At 44.3% G+C, this 21,619-nt stretch carries 22 protein-coding genes and 2 tRNA genes (1 of these 24 running past the window's edge); 14 read left to right on the top strand and 10 right to left on the bottom strand.

Translation table 11 applies throughout. The annotated features are described in order from the left end of the window. Nucleotides 1-3: 3 nt before the first annotated feature. The 5 genes from CH367_RS12115 (at nt 4) to CH367_RS12095 (ending at nt 4,770) form a co-directional block, all read left to right on the top strand. Nucleotides 4-855, top strand: coding sequence for an alpha/beta fold hydrolase (locus tag CH367_RS12115; RefSeq protein WP_100762777.1), 852 nt, complete (start codon nt 4-6; stop codon nt 853-855). Nucleotides 856-993: 138 nt separating this feature from the next. Next, entirely contained in the window at nt 994-1,791 is a 798-nt protein-coding gene (locus CH367_RS12110; RefSeq protein WP_100762776.1) for a histone deacetylase, read from the top strand. Between the two features lie 348 nt (nt 1,792-2,139). After that, nucleotides 2,140-2,502 (top strand): PilZ domain-containing protein, encoded by a 363-nt coding sequence (locus CH367_RS12105; RefSeq protein WP_100762775.1) that lies wholly within the window; start codon nt 2,140-2,142, stop codon nt 2,500-2,502. A 305-nt stretch (nt 2,503-2,807) separates the two neighbouring features. Then, nucleotides 2,808-3,584 carry a GNAT family N-acetyltransferase gene (locus CH367_RS12100; RefSeq protein ID WP_100762774.1) on the top strand — a complete coding sequence of 259 codons (777 nt, stop codon included), beginning with the start codon at nt 2,808-2,810 and terminating at the stop codon, nt 3,582-3,584. Nucleotides 3,585-3,678: 94 nt separating this feature from the next. After that, nucleotides 3,679-4,770 carry a hypothetical protein gene (locus tag CH367_RS12095; RefSeq protein ID WP_100762773.1) on the top strand — a complete coding sequence of 364 codons (1,092 nt, stop codon included), beginning with the start codon at nt 3,679-3,681 and terminating at the stop codon, nt 4,768-4,770. A 106-nt stretch (nt 4,771-4,876) separates the two neighbouring features. On the opposite strand, the gene CH367_RS12090 is transcribed toward CH367_RS12095, so the two are convergent. From CH367_RS12090 to CH367_RS12075, 4 genes are read right to left on the bottom strand one after another with little or no spacing between them, the layout of a single operon-like run. Next, on the bottom strand, nt 4,877-5,572 hold the full coding sequence (locus CH367_RS12090) for a glycosyltransferase family 2 protein (RefSeq protein WP_100762772.1): 696 nt from the start codon (nt 5,570-5,572) through the stop codon (nt 4,877-4,879). A gap of 3 nt (nt 5,573-5,575) precedes the next feature. Beyond that, the gene (locus tag CH367_RS12085; RefSeq protein ID WP_100762771.1) at nt 5,576-6,367 is read right to left on the bottom strand and encodes a hypothetical protein; all 792 of its coding nucleotides are present in this window, start codon (nt 6,365-6,367) and stop codon (nt 5,576-5,578) included. A gap of 12 nt (nt 6,368-6,379) precedes the next feature. Further along, entirely contained in the window at nt 6,380-7,477 is a 1,098-nt protein-coding gene (locus CH367_RS12080; RefSeq protein ID WP_100762770.1) for an LIC_10450 family protein, read from the bottom strand. After that, complete coding sequence (locus CH367_RS12075) at nt 7,471-7,815, bottom strand: hypothetical protein (protein ID WP_100762769.1); 345 nt, start codon at nt 7,813-7,815, stop codon at nt 7,471-7,473. The genes CH367_RS12080 and CH367_RS12075 overlap by 7 nt, the downstream gene beginning before the upstream one ends. Nucleotides 7,816-7,992: 177 nt before the next feature. Between CH367_RS12075 and rpsT the strand changes: the two genes are divergently transcribed. The 9 genes from rpsT to CH367_RS12030 all read left to right on the top strand — a co-directional run bounded on the left by rpsT (nt 7,993) and on the right by CH367_RS12030 (nt 17,228). Further along, entirely contained in the window at nt 7,993-8,262 is a 270-nt protein-coding gene (rpsT, locus tag CH367_RS12070) for a 30S ribosomal protein S20 (RefSeq protein WP_100762768.1), read from the top strand. Between the two features lie 18 nt (nt 8,263-8,280). Then, nucleotides 8,281-8,353: transfer RNA gene (locus CH367_RS12065), tRNA-Val, on the top strand. A gap of 33 nt (nt 8,354-8,386) precedes the next feature. Then, nucleotides 8,387-9,769, top strand: coding sequence for a phosphoglucosamine mutase (gene glmM / locus CH367_RS12060; protein WP_100762767.1), 1,383 nt, complete (start codon nt 8,387-8,389; stop codon nt 9,767-9,769). 2 nt (nt 9,770-9,771) lie between these two features. Then, complete coding sequence (glmS, locus tag CH367_RS12055) at nt 9,772-11,604, top strand: glutamine--fructose-6-phosphate transaminase (isomerizing) (RefSeq protein WP_100762766.1); 1,833 nt, start codon at nt 9,772-9,774, stop codon at nt 11,602-11,604. 3 nt (nt 11,605-11,607) lie between these two features. Then, the gene (locus CH367_RS12050) at nt 11,608-12,654 is read left to right on the top strand and encodes a GlmU family protein (RefSeq protein ID WP_100762765.1); all 1,047 of its coding nucleotides are present in this window, start codon (nt 11,608-11,610) and stop codon (nt 12,652-12,654) included. A 16-nt stretch (nt 12,655-12,670) separates the two neighbouring features. Then, on the top strand, nt 12,671-14,281 hold the full coding sequence (locus CH367_RS12045) for a carboxyl transferase domain-containing protein (protein ID WP_100762764.1): 1,611 nt from the start codon (nt 12,671-12,673) through the stop codon (nt 14,279-14,281). 60 nt (nt 14,282-14,341) lie between these two features. Beyond that, nucleotides 14,342-15,274 carry an LA_0442/LA_0875 N-terminal domain-containing protein gene (locus CH367_RS20825; RefSeq protein WP_165783281.1) on the top strand — a complete coding sequence of 311 codons (933 nt, stop codon included), beginning with the start codon at nt 14,342-14,344 and terminating at the stop codon, nt 15,272-15,274. Nucleotides 15,275-15,555: 281 nt separating this feature from the next. After that, a complete protein-coding gene (locus CH367_RS12035; protein ID WP_100762762.1) occupies nt 15,556-16,848 on the top strand; it encodes an ammonium transporter in 1,293 nt (430 codons plus the stop codon). Nucleotides 16,849-16,883: 35 nt separating this feature from the next. Continuing rightward, on the top strand, nt 16,884-17,228 hold the full coding sequence (locus CH367_RS12030; protein WP_002619748.1) for a P-II family nitrogen regulator: 345 nt from the start codon (nt 16,884-16,886) through the stop codon (nt 17,226-17,228). A gap of 103 nt (nt 17,229-17,331) precedes the next feature. Here CH367_RS12030 and prmC read toward each other — a convergent pair whose 3' ends face one another. The 6 genes from prmC to CH367_RS12000 form a co-directional block, all read right to left on the bottom strand. After that, a complete protein-coding gene (prmC, locus tag CH367_RS12025) occupies nt 17,332-18,195 on the bottom strand; it encodes a peptide chain release factor N(5)-glutamine methyltransferase (RefSeq protein WP_100762761.1) in 864 nt (287 codons plus the stop codon). A 59-nt stretch (nt 18,196-18,254) separates the two neighbouring features. After that, a tRNA-Arg gene (locus tag CH367_RS12020) sits at nt 18,255-18,328 on the bottom strand. 2 nt (nt 18,329-18,330) lie between these two features. Continuing rightward, the gene (locus tag CH367_RS12015) at nt 18,331-18,996 is read right to left on the bottom strand and encodes a Crp/Fnr family transcriptional regulator (RefSeq protein WP_010572764.1); all 666 of its coding nucleotides are present in this window, start codon (nt 18,994-18,996) and stop codon (nt 18,331-18,333) included. Then, nucleotides 18,996-20,048, bottom strand: coding sequence for a tetratricopeptide repeat protein (locus tag CH367_RS12010; RefSeq protein WP_100762760.1), 1,053 nt, complete (start codon nt 20,046-20,048; stop codon nt 18,996-18,998). Before CH367_RS12010 ends, CH367_RS12015 begins: the two co-directional genes overlap by 1 nt. Nucleotides 20,049-20,056: 8 nt before the next feature. Next, entirely contained in the window at nt 20,057-21,307 is a 1,251-nt protein-coding gene (locus CH367_RS12005) for an amidohydrolase family protein (RefSeq protein ID WP_100762759.1), read from the bottom strand. A gap of 12 nt (nt 21,308-21,319) precedes the next feature. Next, nucleotides 21,320-21,619, bottom strand: partial view of an LIC_10271 family cell wall hydrolase gene (locus tag CH367_RS12000; RefSeq protein WP_100762758.1) — the end only. Its footprint extends 399 nt past the window's final position; only the last 300 of its 699 coding nucleotides appear in the window; its start codon lies off the right edge, out of view; the stop codon is at nt 21,320-21,322.

Raw genomic sequence — 21,619 nt, 5'->3', positions numbered from 1 at the left:
TGTATGACATTAGAAGAATGGAAACGTTCCGGTTCCTTTGTATCGTACGGGAATTGGAAAATTTTTTATAAGGAAGAGGGGAAAGGGGAGAATCTTCTATTGATCCACGGATTTCCCACCGCGTCCATTGACTGGGAAAAAATTTGGAAGCCCCTCGCGCAAAAAAGAAGATTGATCGCAACCGATCTGATCGGATTCGGATTTTCCTCCAAACCTTCCATCGACTATTCGATCTTTTTACAGGCGGACATCATCGAAAAATTGTTAAGCGACAAGGGAATCGAAGAGGTGAAAATTCTCGCGCACGATCTGGGCGACACGGTCGCGCAGGAACTTCTCGCACGTTTTATCGATCGAAAAAAATCCGGACAAAAGGGTTTGAACATCAAGGCGGTCACTCTTCTCAACGGAGGAATTTTTCCGGAATCGCACAGACCCAGGTTCATTCAAAAACTTTTACACAGTCCGATCGGTTGGATTCTTTCTCGTTTGATGAATCGCAAATCTTTTCAAAAAAGTTTTTCCGCGGTTTTCGGATCGAACACGAAACCGAGCCAAGAAGAACTGGATCTTTTTTGGGACTTAGTCGCCTCGGACAGCGGAACCAAAATCGCGCATCGATTGATTCGATACATTCAAGAAAGAAAGATCCATCGAGAACGTTGGGCGGGTGCGGTTCTCCATTCTCCCGTACCGATTCGAATGATCAACGGCATCGACGATCCCGTGAGCGGAGCGCATCTTGTCGCACGTTTTCGGGAACTTTCTCCTTCCGCGGATATCGTGGAATTGAAAGGGATCGGGCATTATCCTCAAGTGGAAGCGTCGGATTCCGTTTTCAAATCCATCTTATAGAACGGAGAGTTTCATCGAATTCGATTTAGAATCGTTCTTCGGTTTCAGGGATTCTCCTTGAAAAAAAGGAGTAATAAAAGATCGTGATGGAATCGGGAAAAAAGAAGTTTTTCGTTTTGAAAAACTTCGATTCTTTTCATGGCTAAATCGAGTTACAACAATCCCAGATTTTTCGATTTCGTTTACGATGAATTTTTAGCCGCGGCCGTAGACGATTCAAGCACCACGTTTCAAGAAGGTGTTCTTTTTAATTCCTTAACGAGCGAGAATATTTTAGAACTTCTCGAGATCACGGGAATTCTTCCCGAAATCGAAAAGAAAGAATATAAAAACGTTCAGCTTGAAATTTCGGGAATGGGTCAGGATTTTCAAAGACTCGTTTTGATTTCCGATAAGGAAATTCTTTTACATCTTCGTTTGAGCGTTCAGGAATACAGACTCGAAATCAACGATTACTTCTTTAAGGAAAAATATCTCATCATCAATTGGCTTCAGACACGTCATCCGAAATCGCCATCGATGGATAAGAGTAGATTGTATCCCGGTCAGGATGTTCCCGGTTTGGGAATCTTTCATCAGATTTCCGACTTTATCGGTTTTTTAATTCTGTCGCTTCGATTGAATGGCGCCGTGATTCGTCCCGAATATTTTCACGATGCGGTTTTGTTTTCTAAAAAATTTCATTTCTTAACGCCCGAGGCTCAAGCGTTGTTCATCGCTTTGAGAAGGGATTTTAAAAACGAATCGATTCGGGGAATCTCCACCTTAGTTCACTCCGGTAAGATCCGGGATCACAAAAACGTTCTTGAATGGAAGGCAGTGGAAATGATTTTGTTTTTGGAAAAAACTCTGAACGCTTTCGTATTCAATAAGAAGTTTGATAAGAAGGTCGGCAAAATTTTAGATTCTATGAAGTTAAACATCATTGAGTCTTGATTCAGTTTTTCTTTGCAAGTTTGGATAGCTTTCTATGATTGCGATTTCTCAACTTCGTTGAGAGCCAACGCTTTCGCTTCGCAGCTTTTGGCAATCTCGCTCTCTATGGATCGCTCGATTGGTCGGAACTACGGCAAAAAAATAATCCTTTCCATCTAGTTTTTTGTTCTTTATTGACGAAACGTTATGAATCAATCGCAAAAAGCATCGCTCAAGGCTCGTTTTTGATTTTAGAATCCGGATCTAATCCCTTCTCTTTAATACAAGATTTCACTTTTATAAAAAGCTATAAAAAGAACTTGTCTTTCATTTCTGTTGATTTCAAAATCTGACTTCGTCGAATTTTACATGAAAACGGGCGTCACAATGGATCACAGAAAGTTTCCGAGAGTTCTTCCTGCAGTTAACGAAATCATCGAAATTCAACTTATGGGTCTTAACTTCATCGATATTCTAAACGCAAAGGACATCAGCATCGGCGGGGTCGCCGTGGAAGTTCCTCATCTCTTTGAAGGTTGCGATCTCAATTCTCCGATTCAAATGATTCTCACTCTACCGGGTCGGAACCCCATCAAACTTTCCGGTAAAATCAAACGTAAGGTCGCGGCTCCGGAGGCTTCTTTATTCGGGGTGGAATTCGGCGCTTTAGATCCGAAAGCCAAGTATCTCATCGAAGCTTACATTCAGACTCGTATGCAGATGGCTTCCTAAGTTATAGCGAGCCAATTCTCCACATTCTTTCCAAGATCGAAAAACGGCCCGGAAAACGTTTCGTTTTTTTCTTTGATTCCAGAGAACCTGAAATAAATTCATTCTTCGGAATCGTTTGTAATCGGTTCTTGTCGTTTTAAGAAGAATCGTTTTTTAAACGTTTTTAAAAGAATTCTTCCCCTTTTCTCAAAATTCCGACCCGAACTTTTTCGAGGTTCGAGTCACCGGAATTTATTTCCTGTGTAATCTGAACGTAACGAGAACGAATATGATGGGGGACAATTTAAAACCGAAGGATAACCGCTATGGGCACAGGTTTAGATAACAAGGTTAAAACAGAAAGAAAACTGGAAGTTCGTATCGCACAGAACCAGTTGGAAATAGAGCGCACTCTCGCACTTCGATACGAGGTTTTTAATCTCGAATTAGGAGAAGGTCTTCCTCAATCCGCCGCGACTCGCAAAGACAGAGACGAATACGATCTCTTCTGCGATCACCTCATCGTAATCGATAAAAACCGTGAAGACAAGATCGTGGGGACTTATAGAATTCTCCGCAGATCCGTCGCAAAACAAAACCTAGGTTTTTATTCTGACGGCGAATTCAACATCACTAAAATTTACGAACTCGATGCGGAAACCGCAGAGATCGGAAGAAGTTGTGTTCATCCCGAATACAGAGACGGTTCAGTGATCTCCATGCTTTGGGCGGGACTCGGAATGTATATGCAGAAGCATAACGTTAGATACCTTTTCGGTTGTGGTTCGATTCATCATACCGATGCACAATCCGCAAACGAAGTTTATGCTTATTTAAAAGAGAAGAATGTTCTCGCCGGAAAAGAATTCGACGTAACTCCTCTTGCAGGTTTCGAAGTTCCCGGTTTCGATCCGAACTACGTGATCGACGATATGAAAGTGGTTCAAAAAAGAATTCCGGCTTTAATTAAAGGTTATATCCGCGCAGGTTCTCAGATTTGCGGAATCCCGGCTTTGGATAGCGTCTTTAAAACCATCGACTTTTTCATTCTCTTCGATCTCCGTGATATAGAATCCAAATACGAAAAACGTTTTCTGGATTAAAAACCCCCTCTACATCCCACCGGAACCCCCTTGACGGGAGTTCCGGCGTTTTATTATTATCTTTTTAAGCGTTCGCTTAGAGATATCTTTTCCGATGAAACAAAATGAAATAGATTTCCAGCATCCGAGTATTCGGGATCAGATCCGATTCTATTCCTTGGTTGCGGTTGCCGGAATTTTGATGGTTGTCGCTTATCAATTGGGATCTCCTTCGTATTATCTCGGGTGGTTCGCGTTCTTTATCAGCGCGTTTTCAGTCGCCGGAAACGATGCCGTTCAAACGGTGGGAACGTTTATCGAAAGTAAACGAACCGTTCATTGGATTCCGAAGCTCGTCGTTTTAGGCGGAACCATAGTTCTTATCTTTTTGGGAGCCTGGGTCTTTAACGATTCGCAGGTTCATTTCGGACGTTTGGAAAGTTTTCCCGAAGTTCGAAAATTCAATCTCATACAACTTTTAGCGCCGCTGATTCTAGTCATCATCACAAGATTGAAATCTCCGATCTCCACCACGTTTTTGATCCTGGGTCTTTTCGGCGGAAGTAATATCGAAAAAATGCTCACGAAATCCTTCTTCGGTTACGGGATCGCGTTCGGCGTCGCGATTCTTATCTGGGGAATTCTGGTTAAGATCGATCCGAAAGAATACACCGAAGACCACGTTCCCGATCCGAGAAGCGAAAAACGTTGGGCCTTGTTTCAGTGGTTGTCCACGATTTATCTTTGGATCGCTTGGTTGCGTCAGGACGCGGCCAATATCGTCATCTATCTTCCAAGACAACTTTCCATCTTAGAATTCGCTCTCGCGATTTCGATGCTCGTTGTCGCGCTTGGAATCATTCTTTATACGAACGGGGGAACGATTCAGGAAATCGTAACCGAAAAATCGGACATTCAATGGTCCAAAGCCGCGACGATCGTCGACTTGGTTTACGGGACGATTTTGATCGTGTTTCACGAATGGAGCAAGATGCCCATGTCCACAACTTGGGTGTTTTTGGGAATGCTCGCCGGAAGAGAAATCATTTTGAACTTCATGACCTTCCGGGATCTACCGTATCTCGAAACGTTTCGCAAAGTAGGAAAGGACGTCTTACTCGCGTCGATGGGAATCGCGGTGAGCGTTTTTATATTCATTCTCGCCTCCCAGATTTATCCGGAAACCGCTACGGGCTTTTTGAAGTAGGCAAGAATCCGTAGCACGTTCTCGTAAATGCAGGATGTTACGGATTTTCGGGAAAAGAAAAGATATTTTCGAAATTCAGAATATTCTAAATTTCGAATTGAATTCTTCACTTAAAAAGATTGTATCTTAGAATGCAGTAAATCGCGCGAAAACCGTCTTTCCAGCCGATCTTTTTTCCTTCCGCATACGTTCTTCCGTAGTAGGAAATGCCGACTTCGAAAATTCTCACGTCCGGAATTTTTGCGACCTTCGCAGTGATCTCGGGTTCGAAACCGAAACGATTTTCTTTGATATCAATGGATTGAATGATTTCTCTGCGGAAAGCCTTATAACAAGTTTCCATATCCGTTAAGTTGATATTGGTGAACATGTTCGAGAGAGTGGTAAGAACCATATTGCCGAGACGATGCCAGTAATAGACAACTCTGTGCGGACCGCCGCCTAAGAATCTGCTTCCGAAAACCACGTCCGCCTGACCCTTGTAAATCGGATCGATCACGCTCGGAATCTCGAACGGATCGTATTCAAGATCCGCGTCTTGAACGATTACGATATCTCCGGTTGCGGCCTTAAAACCGGTTCGAAGAGCCGCCCCCTTTCCTTGGTTGACTTCGTGAAAGATGATTTGATCCGTGAGTTTTTTCAGAGCGGGAGTTTTCAAAAGATCTCTGGTTCCGTCTTTGGAACAATCATCCACAAGAATGATCTCTTTATTTTTGATCGGAACTTTCTTCACCGTCTCGAGAATATTGCGGATCGTATTTTTTTCGTTATAACAAGGAATGACGATGGAAACTTTCATTAATTACCCCAGACCGGTGATCTCAGCCATCCGGAAATCCCGGATGATCGTTTCAGCTCGTACTATTATTTTTTCAAGAGCAATCCCGAAAACCAAATTCTGATAGGATTCCACGGCTCTCGGAAATTCTTTCTCGTCGATTTTGATCGAAAGAGTTTGAGAAACCCTGTTTTTGTCCATACATTCCCGGACGGATGTGATGATTCCTTTGAGAGCGATGCAGACTTCCTTTAAAATATTCTGACCGTCTTTTTCCATCGCGCTTTGATTCCCGTTCGCGTCGAGAAGGGCTTTGACGTGTTCGTTGATTCGGATCGAAGGCATTCCCCTTCTGCTGATTCCCATTCTTTCTATGATGGTAATCGTATCTTTGAATATGGAGAATTCGGGAGTTCCTTTGAAAATATAAATCAAAGCGGGAAGTTCACAATCCGCAAAGGAAAGAATTGCCCCGTAAAAATAACGGATCTCCGGTTTTGCCAAGGGATGAAAATCGATTCTCTGGTATTTTTTAAGTCTCGCTTCTTGTTCTTCCAGAATCTTATTGATCGTATCACCCTTGGCCGCTTGTTTTTTATCTTCGAGTTCTTTGTGTTTGGCCTTGAGGGTTTCTATAAATTGAATTTCGTCCTTGAGAAACTGAGCGAGGCTTCCTTTTTGTTGAAGGACCATCATCAGTCGGGACTCGAAAGCCTTGAGGTCGAAGACCTTCGGATTCTTTTTGGAATTTTCCGTATATTCCGCCCTGAGTTTTTCAAGAACGGCCGTGATTTCTGTGCTTTGTAAAGGTTCCATAGGAGATATCTCCTATTCAGTATCGACCCATCTTTCCAAGGAGATAAGCAAAGAAGATACGTCTTCGGAGCAATACAGGAGCGCGGTTCTGGAATCTCGGAACATCTGCTGTTGGTTGTACGGAAGTTGTTTGATATGATTGTCGTTTTTCGTGTTGAGAACGTTCAATGTATTCAAAACCATCTTCTTCAGTTTTTGAATCAATCCGAGCATCATCTCTTGCATTTCCCAAAGAGTCACCAATTTGAGTTTTTCACTGTCCAAACTTTTGGATTGGAGAATCTGCTTTCTCGAAGATTCGTATTTTGCGGTGTAATAATTTACGGATCTCGGATAAGTCGTAAGTTCTTTGTGATAGTTGAGAATCTTATCCAGCTTTTGAAAGAATTCGATGTCGAACTCTCGGTTCAAGTTTCCGATGATATTTTTGTTTTCCGAAGGATCGCCGGTGATTTCGAAAATTTTGGAGTTCTGAAGATTGTTGAGAACGGAATGAATTCTTTCTTTGATCTTTGTGAGTTCCGCGATTCTTTTTTCGATTACGTTGCCGTCGCTTACCGGCGAAACCGAGCCGTATTCCATCTTCAAAGAATCGCCCGTATCTCTGCGGACCGGAACGGAATGTTCCATGATATTCAGGTCCATTCTCCCCAAATCCAAGTTGGAACTGTCCTTGGTTTTATGATGTTCCCAAGCGGGTTCTTGAAAGATATTTTTTTGAACCGCGGCCTCGTTTACATTTTGGGGAGCATCCGCGTTAGCCTTCGGAATTTTAACCGAAGTCTGTTGTTGCGTTTTCGCGATGATTTCCTGAAGCGAAATCTTCTTCACGGGAGGAGGAGTTGCTGGACGAGCGGTATTTTGTTTTACGTTCTGTACGTTAACTTTGCGCGGAGGCGGATGAGGAACGTGTTTGTGTTTCTGAGCTTCATTCGGAGATTCTAATGTGATTCTTACGAGCTCGGCTCTGCGAGTGGTTCGATTGAATCGAAGTGCGAAACGGTTTCCCTGTTTATCGATGAATTTCTGATTGAGTTGGTCCAAGGAAAGCGCGTTAGGATCGACCGAGGATATGGAATCTACTACGATGTATTCCGAACGTTTTAACATGAAATACCTTCGCGATTCGATTCTTGAAGAGGACGCAGATAAAAATCCAAATAGACGTTTTGTAGAACTTCTTCCATCAGAGAATAAAGCGAACGGGAACTATGGAAGCAGTATGTAAAAATTTGTAAATAAGAAGTTTCCTGAATTATAAACGAGGCGGAAACTTTTTCCCTTTCCATCGACAAAAAACACCTCCCGGAGTTTTCGAAGTCCTGCAAAAGAAGAATTCCCAGTTCTGCAAGTTCCGAAAGATTCACTTCCTCTTCTTGAAGACGTGAAAAAAAGTCCCGATCCAATGGGATGGTTAGAAAAATATTTCCAAAACGATTTAGTCTCATTTTTATTCCTCCGTTCGAAGCGGTTCCGGGAAGAAATGGAGCGGAATTTACGAAACGTTTTCGGCTTTTAATTTGTAAAGAAATGAGGTTCCGAATCTGGAATTTTCAAAGAATTCATTTGACAGGGGGTAGGGTACAGAAAACCTGGAAACACTTATTCGATAGGAAGTGTAAGCCTTGGCTAATATCAAGTCTTCAGAAAAGGACATTCGAAGAACAAAACGCAGAAATGCGGCAAATTCTCAGAATAGATCCAGGCTCAGAACTCAGGCTAAAAAAGTTCTGAAAGCCATCAAAGAAAAAGACCAAAAAGTGGCGACTGCTCTCTTTGTAGAGTACACCTCTCTTTTGGACAAAGCGGCAAAAACAAACCTGATCCATTCTAAAAACGCTGATAGAAAAAAAAGCAGAATGGCAAAACGCCTCAACGCGGTATCCGCAGCCTAAAAAAAACGGAATTATAGAGGGCGATTAGCTCAGCTGGTAGAGCGCCTGCCTTACAAGCAGGATGTCGGCAGTTCGATCCTGTCATCGCCCACACCCTTTCTTCCGAAAACACCCCTAAAACTCCATGAATACAAAAAGCCCCGTATTCAATCATCCTGACCTGATGGTTTCGGTATCCGGGATTCGAGGAATTATTCCTACAGGACTTTCTCCTGAAGTCATTTTTGACGCTCTGCGTGCATTCGGCACTTGGATCGAAGGATCCAAAATCGTAATCGGTCGAGATTCTCGTCCATCCGGTCCTTATATAGAAAACATCGCACTCGGTTTGATGCAGGCGATGGGAAAAGACGTTTTACAACTCGGAATCGTTCCGACTCCGACGGTCAAGGCCGTCGTCAATCTTTCCAAAGCGGGGGGCGGGATTATGATCAGCGCCTCTCACAACCCGATCATCTGGAACGCATTCAAGTTTGTCGGTCCCGGCGGATTCTTTACCGGAGCCGCGGACTTGGAACAAATTTTGGATACGGTTCGCAATCAATCGTATAGACCTATTCAATACAAACCCGCTTCCAAGATCGTTTCCGGGAAAGAATGGTGTGAAAAACACATTGAGTCCGTTCTCAAACGAGTGAACGTAAACGCGATTCGAAAGAAAAAATACAAGGTTCTCGTGGATGCGGTCAACGGGGCCGGAAGCACGTTAGTTCCCGAGCTTCTCGAAAGACTTGGCTGTAAGCCGATTTTACTTCATTGTAGTCCCGACGGAACGTTTCCAAGACCGCCAGAACCGACTCCCGAAGCGCTCAAACAAACTTCTCGTAAGATGAAATCATCCGGCGCGGATATAGGATTCGCTTTGGATCCCGATGCGGACCGACTTGTAGTTCTTACTCCGAAGAAGGGCGCGATTTCGGAAGAATATACGCTTCCTTTAAGTTTTCTTTCTTTAACTCTCGAGAAAGCGCCTAAAAAGGCGAACATGGTCGTCAATCTTTCCACCAGCTTTATCAACGAGTTCGTGGCAGGAAAATACGGGGTTCCCGTTTCCCGTTCTAAAGTCGGAGAGGCAAATGTGGTTTCCGAAATGCTCCGACAAAAATCCATTTTCGGCGGAGAAGGAAACGGTGGCGTAATCGATCCTACGATCGCATCTTTTGGAAGAGATTCTCTTTCGGGAATCGCGCATATCCTAAACGTGATGGCCGCGACCGGAAAGAAGATCGATTCGATTCTCGAGGAACTTCCCGCGATCCACATGCAGAAAACAAGTTTCAAAGTTGCGGGAAAAAATCTTCAGGACATCTATTCGAAGTTTAGCGGAGAATTTTCTTCCTTTTCCGAGGAGACTTTGGACGGTCTTAGACTGGCTTCCGAAGATTCTTGGATTCACATTCGCCCTTCTAACACGGAACCCATCATTCGAGTCATAGGTGAGGCGAGGACCAAAAAAGACCTCAATTCTCTGCTGGACCGCGCGGGAAGGCTTATGGAGAATGCCTGAATATGTGTGGAATTGTCGGTTATGCCGGTAGTAAGAATGCTGAATCGGTACTTGTAGTAGGTTTAATCTGCCTCGAATACAGAGGTTATGATTCTGCGGGGATTGCGGTCCTCGATCAAGGCGATATTCTCGTCCGAAAAGCGAAAGGAAAGATCAAGGATCTAGAAGCTCATCTCCGGGAATTCCCGGCGCCGGGTAACGTAGGGATCGGCCACACACGTTGGGCGACTCACGGTGAACCGAATCAAATCAACGCTCACCCTCATACCGATACGAATTCTACCGTTGCGGTTGTGCATAACGGAATCATCGAAAATTATCTCGAACTCAAAAACGAACTCAAGAAAAAGGGTCACGTATTTCAGAGTTTAACGGACACGGAAGTTCTTCCGCATTTACTCGAAGAAAGTAAGAAGAGCGGAAAGTCCAACAAGGACGCGTTCATGGAACTGTTCGGAAGAATCCACGGAAAGTGGGCGGTTTCCACCGTATTCGAAACCGAACCCGATCGTGTTTATTTCGCGCAAGACGGCGCTCCTCTTTTGATCGGAAAAGGAAAGGGAGAATTCTTCCTCGCATCCGATATTTCTCCGTTAACCAGAAACTGCGAAGAAGTGTATTACGTAAACTCCGGAGAATGGGGTTATTTCTCTCAAAACGAATTCAAACTTTTCGATTTTTCCGGAAAGGAAATTACGCCCGTATTCAAAAAACAGGAACTTCGTTGGGAAGACTTGGACAAGGGCGGTTATCCGCATTACATGATCAAGGAAATCCACGAACAAGCGGGGATTTTCCGTAAAATCATCCAAGAAAGAATATTAGAAAACGGTGATATCGTTTTCCCCGAGATCAAACTCAACAAGGACGTTCTTTCCAGAGTCAATCGTATCATCATCCAAGCCGCGGGAACCAGTTACTACGCGGGAATGATCGGTAAACATTATCTTGAGAATTTCGCGAAGATTCAAACGGATACGGAGGCTTCTTCCGAATTCCGTTATAGAAATCCGGTCGTAGAAGGCGACACTCTCATCATGGGGATTTCCCAATCGGGTGAAACGGCTGACACGTTAGCTTCCATTCACGAAGCGAAAGCGAAGTTCATCAAAGTTGTTTCTCTTGTGAACAACGTAAACTCCACGATCGCGAGAGAATCCGATTCTTATATCAGAACGGATGCCGGTCCCGAGATCGGAGTTGCTAGTACGAAAGCGTTTACAGCTCAGGTTTTGAATCTTCTTTTATTCTCCATTTATATGGCGAATCTCAAATGGCTCATCAGCGACGAAGAGAAAAAAACTCTCATCGAAGAGATCCGTCTTCTTCCCGCGAAGATCGATCGAATTCTCGCGCAGGCAAGTAAGATCGAAGAGATGTCTTCTCACTTTACCAAAGCGAAGGACTTCATCTTCTTAGGAAGAACTTACAATCATCCGATCGCGATGGAAGGCGCATTGAAGCTGAAGGAAATTTCCTACATCCACGCTTCCGGTTATGCCGGCGGAGAATTCAAACACGGACCGATCGCTCTGATCACGAACGAAGTTCCGGTCGTTTGTATCGCTCCTAAATCCGAAATTTATACGAAGATGGTTTCCAACATTCAGGAAATCAAAGCGAGAAAAGGAATTATCATTTCACTAGTGACGGAAGGAGATCACGAAGCGAAGTCGCTTTCCGATTATTCTTTCGAAATCCCGGAATGTTCCGAGATTTTAAGCCCGATCTTGAACGTGATTCCTTTGCAACTTCTCGCATATTACTCCGCGATTTCAAGAGGTTGTCCTCCGGATCAACCGAGAAACCTCGCCAAGTCCGTTACCGTAGAGTAGGCCATGTCGAAGATCCAGAGAATTCTCATCGACGAAAGAGAGGTTCCGGCAGGTTTAAGATCCCTTACGAGAATCCGATCTTTTTCCGAGATTCGAAGCGGAATTCTCAATTCGATCCAAAGAACGAAGGAACTCTATCCGGACGCAAAGATATTCTACGCACATTCGAATCCGGCGTTTCAACAGGCGTTTTTGGAAAGAAATCCGAAACTTTCCGCATACGACGAAAGGGACGTGGATCTCGTAATCTCTTCCGAATCCTGTCTTCCATGGAACCTAATCGACGGAACCGCAAAGAATATCGAAGCCGATCTTGAACTCAGCAGGGACGTTCAGAAATGGATTCGAAAACTGAAAGTGAAATCGAATCACTTTCACGTAGTCGGAAAATCGAAACATCTACACGTTCATCCATCCGCAACGGTTTATCCCGGAGTTGTGTTCGACACTACTTCCGGTCCGATCGTCGTGGATAAGGACGTGAAAATCACTTCATTCACTTTTATAGAAGGTCCGGTTTATATAGGACCGAATTCTCATATCGACAACGCAAGAATTACCGGCGCAACAAGCATCGGATCCACTTGTAGAATCGGAGGAGAGGTCGGGACTTGTTTGATCGGAGACTTTACGAACAAACATCACGAAGGATTTTTAGGACATTCCATTCTCGGGAGTTGGGTGAACGTAGGAGCGCTTGCGACCACGTCCGACTTAAAGAACAACTACGGTGTCGTAAAAATTAGGGAAGAACAAGACGAATGTATCACCGGTTCCATCAAGTTCGGCTCCGTGATCGCTGATTATTGTAAGATCGCGATCGGGGTTATGTTGAACACCGGAACCGTAGTAGACTTCGGATCGAACGTCGTTGCTTCCAGAATCGGCGGATACGTTTCTCCGTTTACTTGGGCTGAATCGGGACAACCTTATATTCTCGATCTGTTTTTAAGGGACGCTCGCAAAATTATGGCGAGAAGAAACAGAGAACTCACGTTATCCGAAACCGAACTGATCCGCATTCTATACGAATCAAAAGTAAAAAAATAAAAATCCGGAGGGTTTTGTGGAAATCATAGAATCCAAAATACGTACGTCCTCATCGGAGTATAAAGAGAATTTTGAAGATTTGAAACTGAAGGTGGATTCTTTACGCGGACTGATTCGAAAGATCGAATTGGGCGGCGGTGAAAAGGCGATCGAACGTCACAAAGGAAGAGGGAAGTTAACCGCAAGAGAAAGAATTTCTTCTCTCATCGATCCGGGAACTTCCTTTTTGGAATTTTCTCCTTTAGCGGCCGAAGGTGTTTACGCGGACTCGGTTCCATCCGCCGGAATTTTAACGGGCATCGGAAGAATTTGCGGGATCGATTGTGTGATCGTCGCCAACGACGCAACCGTCAAAGGTGGAACGTATTATCCTCTCACGGTAAAAAAACACATTCGCGCTCAGGAAATCGCGCTTCAGAATTTTCTACCTTGTATTTATCTAGTCGATTCGGGCGGGGCCTTTCTTCCGATGCAGGACGAAGTTTTTCCGGATAAGGATCACTTCGGAAGAATCTTTTACAATCAGGCAAATCTTTCCGCTCAGAAAATTCCTCAGATCTCCGTCGTGATGGGAAGTTGTACCGCGGGTGGGGCGTATATTCCCGCGATGTCCGACGAGTCGGTGATCGTTAAAGGAAACGGAACAATCTTTTTAGGCGGACCTCCTCTCGTAAAGGCGGCAACCGGAGAAATCGTAACTCCCGAAGAATTGGGAGGCGCTTTGGTTCACAGTACGATTTCGGGCGTAACGGATCATTATGCGGAAGACGACGCACACGCGATCGAGATCACAAGAAACATCGTTTCCACTTTGCATCATGCGGGCAATGTCGCACAAAGAGGCGGACTCAGTTGGGAAGAACCTCTATATCCTTCCGAAGAAATTTACGGAGTCATTCAGAAAGACATTCGAAAGTCGTATGACGTGCGCGAAATCATCGCGAGAGTAGTGGACGGTTCCCGATTTCAAGAATTCAAAAAGTATTATGGAACGACCCTTGTAACCGGCTTCGCAAAAATTTACGGTAAGATGGTTGGAATCATCGCAAACAACGGAGTTTTGTTTTCGGAAAGCGCGCTCAAAGCGTCTCACTTCATAGAACTTTGTAATCAAAGAGAAATCCCCTTGTTGTTTCTTCAGAACATCACCGGGTTTATGGTAGGAAAGAAATACGAGAATTCCGGAATTGCAAAGGACGGGGCCAAGATGGTGAACGCCGTTTCCACTTCGGTGGTTCCGAAATATTCCGTCGTGATCGGCGGTTCTTACGGAGCCGGAAATTACGGAATGTGCGGAAGAGCCTTCAATCCTAGATTCTTATGGATGTGGCCGAATTCGAGAATTTCCGTGATGGGGGGAGAACAAGCCGCTAACGTTCTTCTTACGGTAAAGATGGAACAACTCGAAAAGGAAGGGAAAAAACTTTCCGATGCGGAACAGTTCGCGTTTCGCAAACCGATCTTGGATGATTACGAAAGTCGATCCTCTTGTATTTATTCTTCCGCAAGACTTTGGGACGACGGCGTGATCGATCCCGCGAGAACGAGGGATATATTAGGAATCGCTCTTTACGCGGATCATTCCAAAAAACCGGAATATCCGAAGTATGGAATTTTTAGAATGTAGAAAAAATTGCTTTCAAATTATAGTTCAACGGTTTCCTTATGAAAGCATTCCGCGATGAACATGTCTGCAAGAACTTATTTCCTTTTCTTAATTCTACTCTGTTTTTTCCCGACGTTTATTTCGGGAGAATCCATCATTCTAAAAGACGGAAGCGTTCTTAAGGGGAAGGTGTCCTCTCAGAACGCGTACAACATTACCGTTAAAACCGAGGATGGAAAGAATCAGGAAATTTCAAAAACTCGAATTTTAAAAATCGTTTATAAGGATGTTTCGAACGAGGAAGCTCTTCGCATTAAAAAAGAAGAGGAAGCGAAACAATTAGAGAAGGAACAAAAAAAGAAAGAACAGGAAGATAAGAAAAAAGAGGAAGAGGAACTTTCCAAAAAAGCGAAGGAAGAAAAACAAAAACAAGAGCTTTTGGAAAAACAGGCTAAGGACGCGGACGCGCAAAAGAAAGAACAGGAACGATTGACCCGACTTCAGCAAAAGGGTTTGAGTCCTTGGGGTGTCGCTTGGAGGTCCGCGGTTCTTCCGGGTTGGGGACAATGGACCGACGAAAGAAAATTACCTGCCATTATCTATTCTTCCCTATTGGTCGGGTCGCTTTATCTTACTTATCGCGAGAATCAGATCTATAAGAATTCGGTGAAGGATTTGAATCATATGAACAATCCGTATGAAACCTTGATTCCGATTCCTTCCTTTTCCGATCCGGTAGCGCTTTACTTATACAATAAACCTTTCGAAGAACAACGAAAGAATGTGAACGACAACTACCATAACTTTCAGATGTCCCTTGCTTTTACCGTAATTTTATACGCGATGAACGTCTTTGACGCTTACTTCTTTCATCCTAAATTCGCTAAATCGGCGGCTGCCCATTTGATCTTAGATTACAACCCGATGGTTCGTTTGGATTCTTCCTCGAATTCAAATTCTTCCGCATCTATAGAAAGCTATTTAAAGTTCGGTTTGCGTTTCCCCTTAGAATAGTAGCAGTTTTTGGATTTTGTTAGCATCTTCCACAGAGAAAGAGCAAAATCTGAAAATTTGCCTGTTTCTTGAGCAAATTGGAGTACTTTATAAACTATACATTTTGTGTGTTTCGTAGTTCCGACCTTGTTTTCCTCTGGATTTCGGTTTATAGTCCAAAAAGTGTAGGATCTCACACGTTTTCAGGGCATTCTTTCCATTCTTAAGAATTCTTAAATAATTCTCCAATTGGTACCAATCTTGCATTCATATAGGCAAATTGATTTGGGATGAGAATGATTATGAATTGGACCAAGAGACTACTCTTATTGCTCACTCTGCTTCTTCCATTTGTTTTATTTGGACAAGAAGCAACCGCTCCTGCGGCGGCGCCGACTCCGGTTGCCGATAAAGGAGATACCGCATGGATGATCGTTGCATCGGCTCTCGTGTTTTTTATGATTCCCGGACTGGCTTTGTTTTACGGCGGTCTCGTACGATCTAAAAACGTTCTTTCCACAATGATGCACAGCTTTGTGGCGATTCTGGTATTAACGCTTCAGTGGACCATTTTCGGATACAGCTTCGCTTTTTCCGGAACCAATCCTTATTTCGGAAATTTTGATCTCGCTTTCCTCAACGGAATCGACGAGAATACTTTGGAACTTACGATTCCTAAATACGTTCACTTCCTTTTTCAAGGAATGTTCGCATTGATTACTCCGGCTCTGATTTCCGGAGCGATCGCTGAAAGAGTGAAACTCGGCGGATATGTCGTGTTCATTCTTCTTTGGTCCACACTTGTTTACGATCCGGTCGCGCACTGGGTATGGGCGGCTGACGGCTGGCTCTTTAAAATGAGCGCACTCGACTTTGCAGGCGGAACCGTGGTTCACTTACTTTCCGGTATCGCTGGTCTTGCGGCGGCGATTGTTCTCGGAAAAAGAAAGGGAGAAGGTCCTGCTTTGATCGCTCCAAACAATCTTACTTATACTTTGATCGGCGCCGGTTTACTCTGGTTCGGTTGGTTCGGATTTAACGCAGGCTCCGGTCTTGCAGTAAACGGAATCGCCGCAAGAGCATTCCTCGTAACTTTGATCGCTCCAGCCGCGGCCGGTGTTGCTTGGCTTGTGATCGAGTATATCCATACTAAAAAAGCGACCGCACTCGGTGCCGCTTCTGGAATCGTAGCAGGTCTGGTTGTGATCACTCCCGCTTCCGGTTTCGTTGGAGTTCAAGGCGCGATCATCATGGGACTTATAGTGAGCCCGGTATGTTACGGTGCGATTCTTCTGAAAGGAAAACTCGGATACGACGATAGCTTAGACGCGTTTGGTATTCACGGTGTTGGTGGTGCGTTAGGCGCGATTCTTACCGGTGTTTTCACTCTTTCTCTCGGCGCAGGCGTCGCGACCAAAGGAGATCAAATCCTGGTTCAGGTAATCAGCGTTGTCGCTACCGGAGCTTATTCTTTCATCGTGTCCGTAATCCTCGTGTTCTTAATCGATAAAACGATCGGATTCCGTATCTCCGAAGAGAAAGAAATCACCGGTTTGGATTCCGAGATCCACGGTGAAAAAGGTTATATCCTTTAATTTACGTTACTGAAGAATTTTAATAAGGAGATTATATGAAATTAATCGTTGCTATCATCCAACCGCATAAATTGGAAGAGGTTAAGGCAGAATTGACTAAGAACGAAATTTACAGACTAACTGTGAGCGACGTTCAAGGTTACGGTCAACAAAAAGGAAAGACTGAGGTTTTCCGCGGACACGAATATCAAGTGAATCTTCTGAGAAAGGTTCGTCTTGAAATCGCGGTTAACGACGAGTTCGTTAAACCTACCGTTGATGCGATTCTCAAAGCCGCAAAAACCGGAGACGGAAAAATCGGAGACGGAAAAATTTTCATCACGCCTCTCGAAGACGTGATCCGTATCAGAACGGGCGAAAGAGGAAGTTCGGCGATTTGATTTTTCTTCGAAAACGGATTCGCGTTAAACCGAATTCGTTTCGAATCGATTCTTTCTGAACTTGAAACGAAAAAAGCCGGGAATCAAAACCCGGCTTTTTCTTTTACTTCGTTAAAACGACGAATCTGTTTTTCCCGGAAAGGTCCTTTTCCACCTTTCCTTCCTTCCAACCTTTTACAATCGAATCGGAAACGAGTTCTTCCGCCAAAGAAGGAAGGGTTTCCATGTAGAATTTTCCGCCTTCGTTGAGACGAGCGCGTGCGCCCTCGATCAGCGTAGTTAAGAATTCTTTCGGGTTTTCCAAAAATAACGCGAGATGCGGTTCGTAGTCGATTACGTCCTTCATCATCGATTCCTTATCCGTCATGGGAATATACGGCGGGTTGGTCGCGATCACGTCGAATTTGAGATCGTCGGGAATGGATTTGAATAAATCACTTTCCAAAAGTTGAATATTGTTTTCTTCGCCTAAAATTTTATCTGCGTTTTTCTCCGCGATTCCAAGGGCGTCTTTTGAAATGTCGCTTAACGTTAAAATCCAATCTTTGCGGGCGAGTTTGAGGCTGATTCCGATACAACCGCTTCCGGTACAAAGATCCAAAACGTTTTGTTCGTTTCCATTCTCCTTAAAATCCGAAAGGATTTTTTCCACGAGTTCCTCGGTTTCGGGTCTCGGGATCAGAACGTTTTCATTTACGAAAAACACGGAATTGTAGAAGGCCTTTTGTCCGATGATATAGGCCGTGGGTTTGTTTTTGGAACGATCCACGATTCTTTCTCTGTATGCGTTCTTTTCCGTTTCGGTCAAAAGCCGTTCGAAGTTTACGTAGAGTTTTACCCTTTGTAGTTCGAGTAGGTCGGCTAATAGAATTTCAGCGTCGAGTCTCGCGCTTGAAATTTCTTTTTTCTTTAAGAATTCTTCTGATTTTTTCAGTAAGGAGAGAATGGAATCTGGATGTTGTTGCATGGCTTGGATCGGTTACGATTCTTTTCATGCAAGCGACAAGGTTATCCTTCGGCGGGCATTGCCCCCGAGAGGATTCGAACCTCCGACCAAAAGTTTAGGAAACTTCTGCTCTGTCCACCTGAGCTACGGGAGCTTTTAAGAATTCGGTTTCCGTTTTTGTGAGACTATTCTCTGGAAGTCGGCGATATTGTGTATAACAATTTTGTCTTCGTAAAGTTCGATTTTTCCGCTCTTGGAAAGAGTGTTGAGAACCTTCTGAACTTCTCCCACGGGTTGCGCGCACCATTCTGCGACGTCGTGTTGGGAAACGTTCAAGACGATCTCTTTGAAATCGCTGTGTGCGTGCATCTTTTCGTAGAGCATCAAGAAAACGTCCGCGACCTTTCCTTGGATATCGTCCATAAGAAGAATCAAAAGTCTTCTTTTGGCGTCGTTGATCCGAACCGAAAAGATGGTGAGAATTTTCAAAGCCAACATCGGGTTCTTCGTCATCAAAAGTTCGAAGTTCGCGCGGTTGAAATTCAACACCTTCACTTCCGAAATTGCGATAGCCGTCGCGGATCTGGGTTGTTCTTCCAAGATCGCCATCTCTCCGAAAATATCCCCTTGCTCGAGAATATCCAGGGTCTTGATGAGATAGTCTTCCTTTTTGGTCGGATTCGGAACGGTTTTTACGATCTTTACTTTCCCGGATTGAATCAGGTAAAAGTCGTTTCCGGGTTCGTTTTCACAGAAGATGATTTGGTTCGGTTCATACGTTTTACCGAATTTGGAAAACATGGATTCAAGCATCAGATCCATCAGGTGCTCATCTCCTTAGCCTTCAGTCTGGACTTTTGAGAGATGCTGTCCTTTTCCGGCGGCAGAAGCGCGACCTTACCGTACAACATTCTCGCTCTTTGACGATCCCCTTGGAGTTCGGAGATTTCCGCGAGATGAAAGAGAGATTCTTTGATCGATTCTCCCGACGGATATTTTTTGATATAAGTCGAAAAGGAAGAATTCGCGTTGTCGAGATCGTTTTGTTTCAAAAGACATACGCCGAGTTGAAAGAGGGAATTCTCCACCAGCTTCTTTTCGGAATCGAATTTGAAATCGGTCCGGTTGAGTAGATCCTTGTAGATCACCATCGCTTCCCCGTGTTTTCCGACGTTCACAAGAGTGTGAGCGCGATTGTAAAGCGAAGTGATGGAGTTATCAACACCCGCAGTAATCGTGGATTTTTCTACCGCAGGTTTCATGATGTTCTGAAGAGTTTCTTGAGTAACCCTGCTTCCGCCTTCGTAAACCAACGGAGGCATGTTCAAAGGAAACGGACTTCCTCTTCTCGCGAGTTCGAGAAGTTCGGTCGCACGTCCTGTGTACGTGGTTCCCGGGTAATTTTGTAAATATTTTTCAAACGCGTACACTGCGTGGGGAAGGTTGTTGTTTTTGTAAAAAACTTCCGCGACGTTCATCAACTCGAACGAGGGATTCCGCGTATCGGATTGGCCTAAAATTTCTTTGAGTTTCTTGTGAACCTGTCTGAGTTGGCTCGAAAACACCTTCATCATCTTGAGAATGAGGTGGGTTTTTTCCGCGACGAATTGTTCAAACTCGTTCGGTTTAAAAACGAGAACCGTCGCGCTACCTATAACTTGGGCGGTCTCTTCTCTAGGGTATTTTCCGAGAGCGGATTTGACGCCGAAGAATTCTCCGATACGAACGTCTTCCTTTACCTCTTGTCCGGTATCCACCGCAGGAAATGTAAGGATGACGCGACCGTTCCTTAGGACGTAAATATCCTCGGCTTTATCCTTCTCAAAATATATGATGGATCCGCCTTTATAATTTCTGATGATCGGACCGGCCAATGGATTACCTACTCAAAGTTATCAAATTCTTTCTGTGCGGGGAAAAATGCCAAATCCTTTTTGTAGCCAAGGGAGATGACAAGCGACTCCAGGAGTTTTCCGGGAGATGCAACTAAATATTTATCGGCATTGTCGATGCGAATTTTTTCCACAGCGGCTCCGGATTCTTCAAAAAAAGATTCTAAGCTTACATCTCCGTAGACGGGAACTCCGTCCCGGATCACGAGACGAACGCTATTCAAATCGGATTCGCAGAGGTTGATATGCGGATCTTCGGAATTTCGGGTAAGGATCACTAAATCCGCGATTTTTCCGGCTTCGATGCTTCCGAGTTGTTTTTCGATTCTAAGCGCTTTTGCAGGATTAGACGTAACCATTTCGAAAAGTGTTTTGGGAGAAAGATCCTCTCCGTATTCGGTTTGGTAAAATTTTCTGGCTCCGCGAATTTCCTCCAAAAGATTGAGAGATCCGCAGATGCTCGAATCCGTTCCGAGGCTGACGTTGATTCCGTGTTTCAATACGTCTCGTATATCGGCGGTTCTTTCGTATAAAAATTGATTCGCCTCGGGGCACCAAATCAAATGAGCCTTTTTTTCCGCGATCAAAGCGATGTCCGATTCGGATAAAACGACTCCGTGTACGAGAACCGTATGTTCACCGAGACATCCTAACTTATGAAGGGTTCTCAAAGAATCCCTCGATTCGGAATCGAATCCTTCCGCGATTCGAGTGATGTAAGGAGAATCGTTCTTTAGAGCTTTTGCATATTCTTCTTTGGGTCCTTCTCCCCAATTCAAGGAATACGTGCAGATGCTGTGTGATAACGAGTATTTGTTGAGAATTCTCACGGGCATCGTTTCGACGAACGGATCTTGAACGAAATGAGGAATATGATCCTGAACCGATGTAACGCCCGATATCAGATTTTTATAAGAACCTAAAAGATAAAGTTGTTCCGGATCGAGTTGTTGTCTTTCCGAAAATACGATTGAGGATTTCAGATCGTTGTCCCAAGGAAGCCAGTTTAAGTAAGGTTTGCTCGGAGCGACTCTGGGAAGATACGTACTCAAAAGATGATCGTGCGCGTTGATCAAACCGGGATAAACGTAAAGCCCGTTGAGATTCAATCGGATTCTTTTTCCGGAAGGAGGTCCACCCGCGTTTACGGACGCGATGACGCCGTCTTTGACCACGATACTTCCGTTCGGGATCCATTGATCCTTGGTTACAATGCAGGCGTTGACGAGTTCGTATTCCATATTTCTTATGTTCTATTCCGATCGCGTTTGTAAACCCGGGTCGATCGCCGTGCTCCCGCGATTTAGCTGGAAGTAGAGTCCTTTTCCGGATTCCAACGAACCCAAAACCTTGGAAGAATCCACAGTGTCGCCTTCGTTTACGTTTACGTTTTTCAGGTTGGCGTATACGGTCGAATATCCATTCTTATGTTCTAATATTACGTATTTCTTATATCCTTCCATCTCGTCCACGATGAGAACCTTTCCGGGAGAAGCCGGACGAACTTCGTCGTGTCTGGAGGCTTTGAATAAAACTCCCTTATGAGGAGCGAA

The sequence above is a fragment of the Leptospira barantonii genome (genome assembly GCF_002811925.1).
In the GTDB taxonomy this organism is placed as follows: Bacteria; Spirochaetota; Leptospiria; order Leptospirales; family Leptospiraceae; genus Leptospira; species Leptospira barantonii.
Note: the sequence above shows the minus strand (reverse complement) of the source record. Positions and strands in the feature narration are given on the sequence as shown.

Bases quoted from the DNA above. Each gene is read 5' to 3' on its own strand.
- CH367_RS12090 (WP_100762772.1), bottom strand. From the start codon at position 5,572: ATGAAAGTTTCCATCGTCATTCCTTGTTATAACGAAAAAAATACGATC.
- CH367_RS20825 (WP_165783281.1), top strand. From the start codon at position 14,342: ATGTCTGCAAGAACTTATTTCCTTTTCTTAATTCTACTCTGTTTTTTC.
- glmS (WP_100762766.1), top strand. From the start codon at position 9,772: ATGTGTGGAATTGTCGGTTATGCCGGTAGTAAGAATGCTGAATCGGTA.
- CH367_RS12080 (WP_100762770.1), bottom strand. From the start codon at position 7,477: ATGTTAAAACGTTCGGAATACATCGTAGTAGATTCCATATCCTCGGTC.
- CH367_RS12015 (WP_010572764.1), bottom strand. From the start codon at position 18,996: ATGGATCTGATGCTTGAATCCATGTTTTCCAAATTCGGTAAAACGTAT.
- CH367_RS12005 (WP_100762759.1), bottom strand. From the start codon at position 21,307: ATGGAATACGAACTCGTCAACGCCTGCATTGTAACCAAGGATCAATGG.
- CH367_RS12030 (WP_002619748.1), top strand. From the start codon at position 16,884: ATGAAATTAATCGTTGCTATCATCCAACCGCATAAATTGGAAGAGGTT.
- CH367_RS12105 (WP_100762775.1), top strand. From the start codon at position 2,140: ATGAAAACGGGCGTCACAATGGATCACAGAAAGTTTCCGAGAGTTCTT.
- CH367_RS12095 (WP_100762773.1), top strand. From the start codon at position 3,679: ATGAAACAAAATGAAATAGATTTCCAGCATCCGAGTATTCGGGATCAG.
- glmM (WP_100762767.1), top strand. From the start codon at position 8,387: ATGAATACAAAAAGCCCCGTATTCAATCATCCTGACCTGATGGTTTCG.
- CH367_RS12075 (WP_100762769.1), bottom strand. From the start codon at position 7,815: ATGAGACTAAATCGTTTTGGAAATATTTTTCTAACCATCCCATTGGAT.
- CH367_RS12050 (WP_100762765.1), top strand. From the start codon at position 11,608: ATGTCGAAGATCCAGAGAATTCTCATCGACGAAAGAGAGGTTCCGGCA.
- CH367_RS12115 (WP_100762777.1), top strand. From the start codon at position 4: ATGACATTAGAAGAATGGAAACGTTCCGGTTCCTTTGTATCGTACGGG.
- CH367_RS12035 (WP_100762762.1), top strand. From the start codon at position 15,556: ATGAATTGGACCAAGAGACTACTCTTATTGCTCACTCTGCTTCTTCCA.
- CH367_RS12085 (WP_100762771.1), bottom strand. From the start codon at position 6,367: ATGGAACCTTTACAAAGCACAGAAATCACGGCCGTTCTTGAAAAACTC.
- CH367_RS12100 (WP_100762774.1), top strand. From the start codon at position 2,808: ATGGGCACAGGTTTAGATAACAAGGTTAAAACAGAAAGAAAACTGGAA.
- prmC (WP_100762761.1), bottom strand. From the start codon at position 18,195: ATGCAACAACATCCAGATTCCATTCTCTCCTTACTGAAAAAATCAGAA.
- CH367_RS12110 (WP_100762776.1), top strand. From the start codon at position 994: ATGGCTAAATCGAGTTACAACAATCCCAGATTTTTCGATTTCGTTTAC.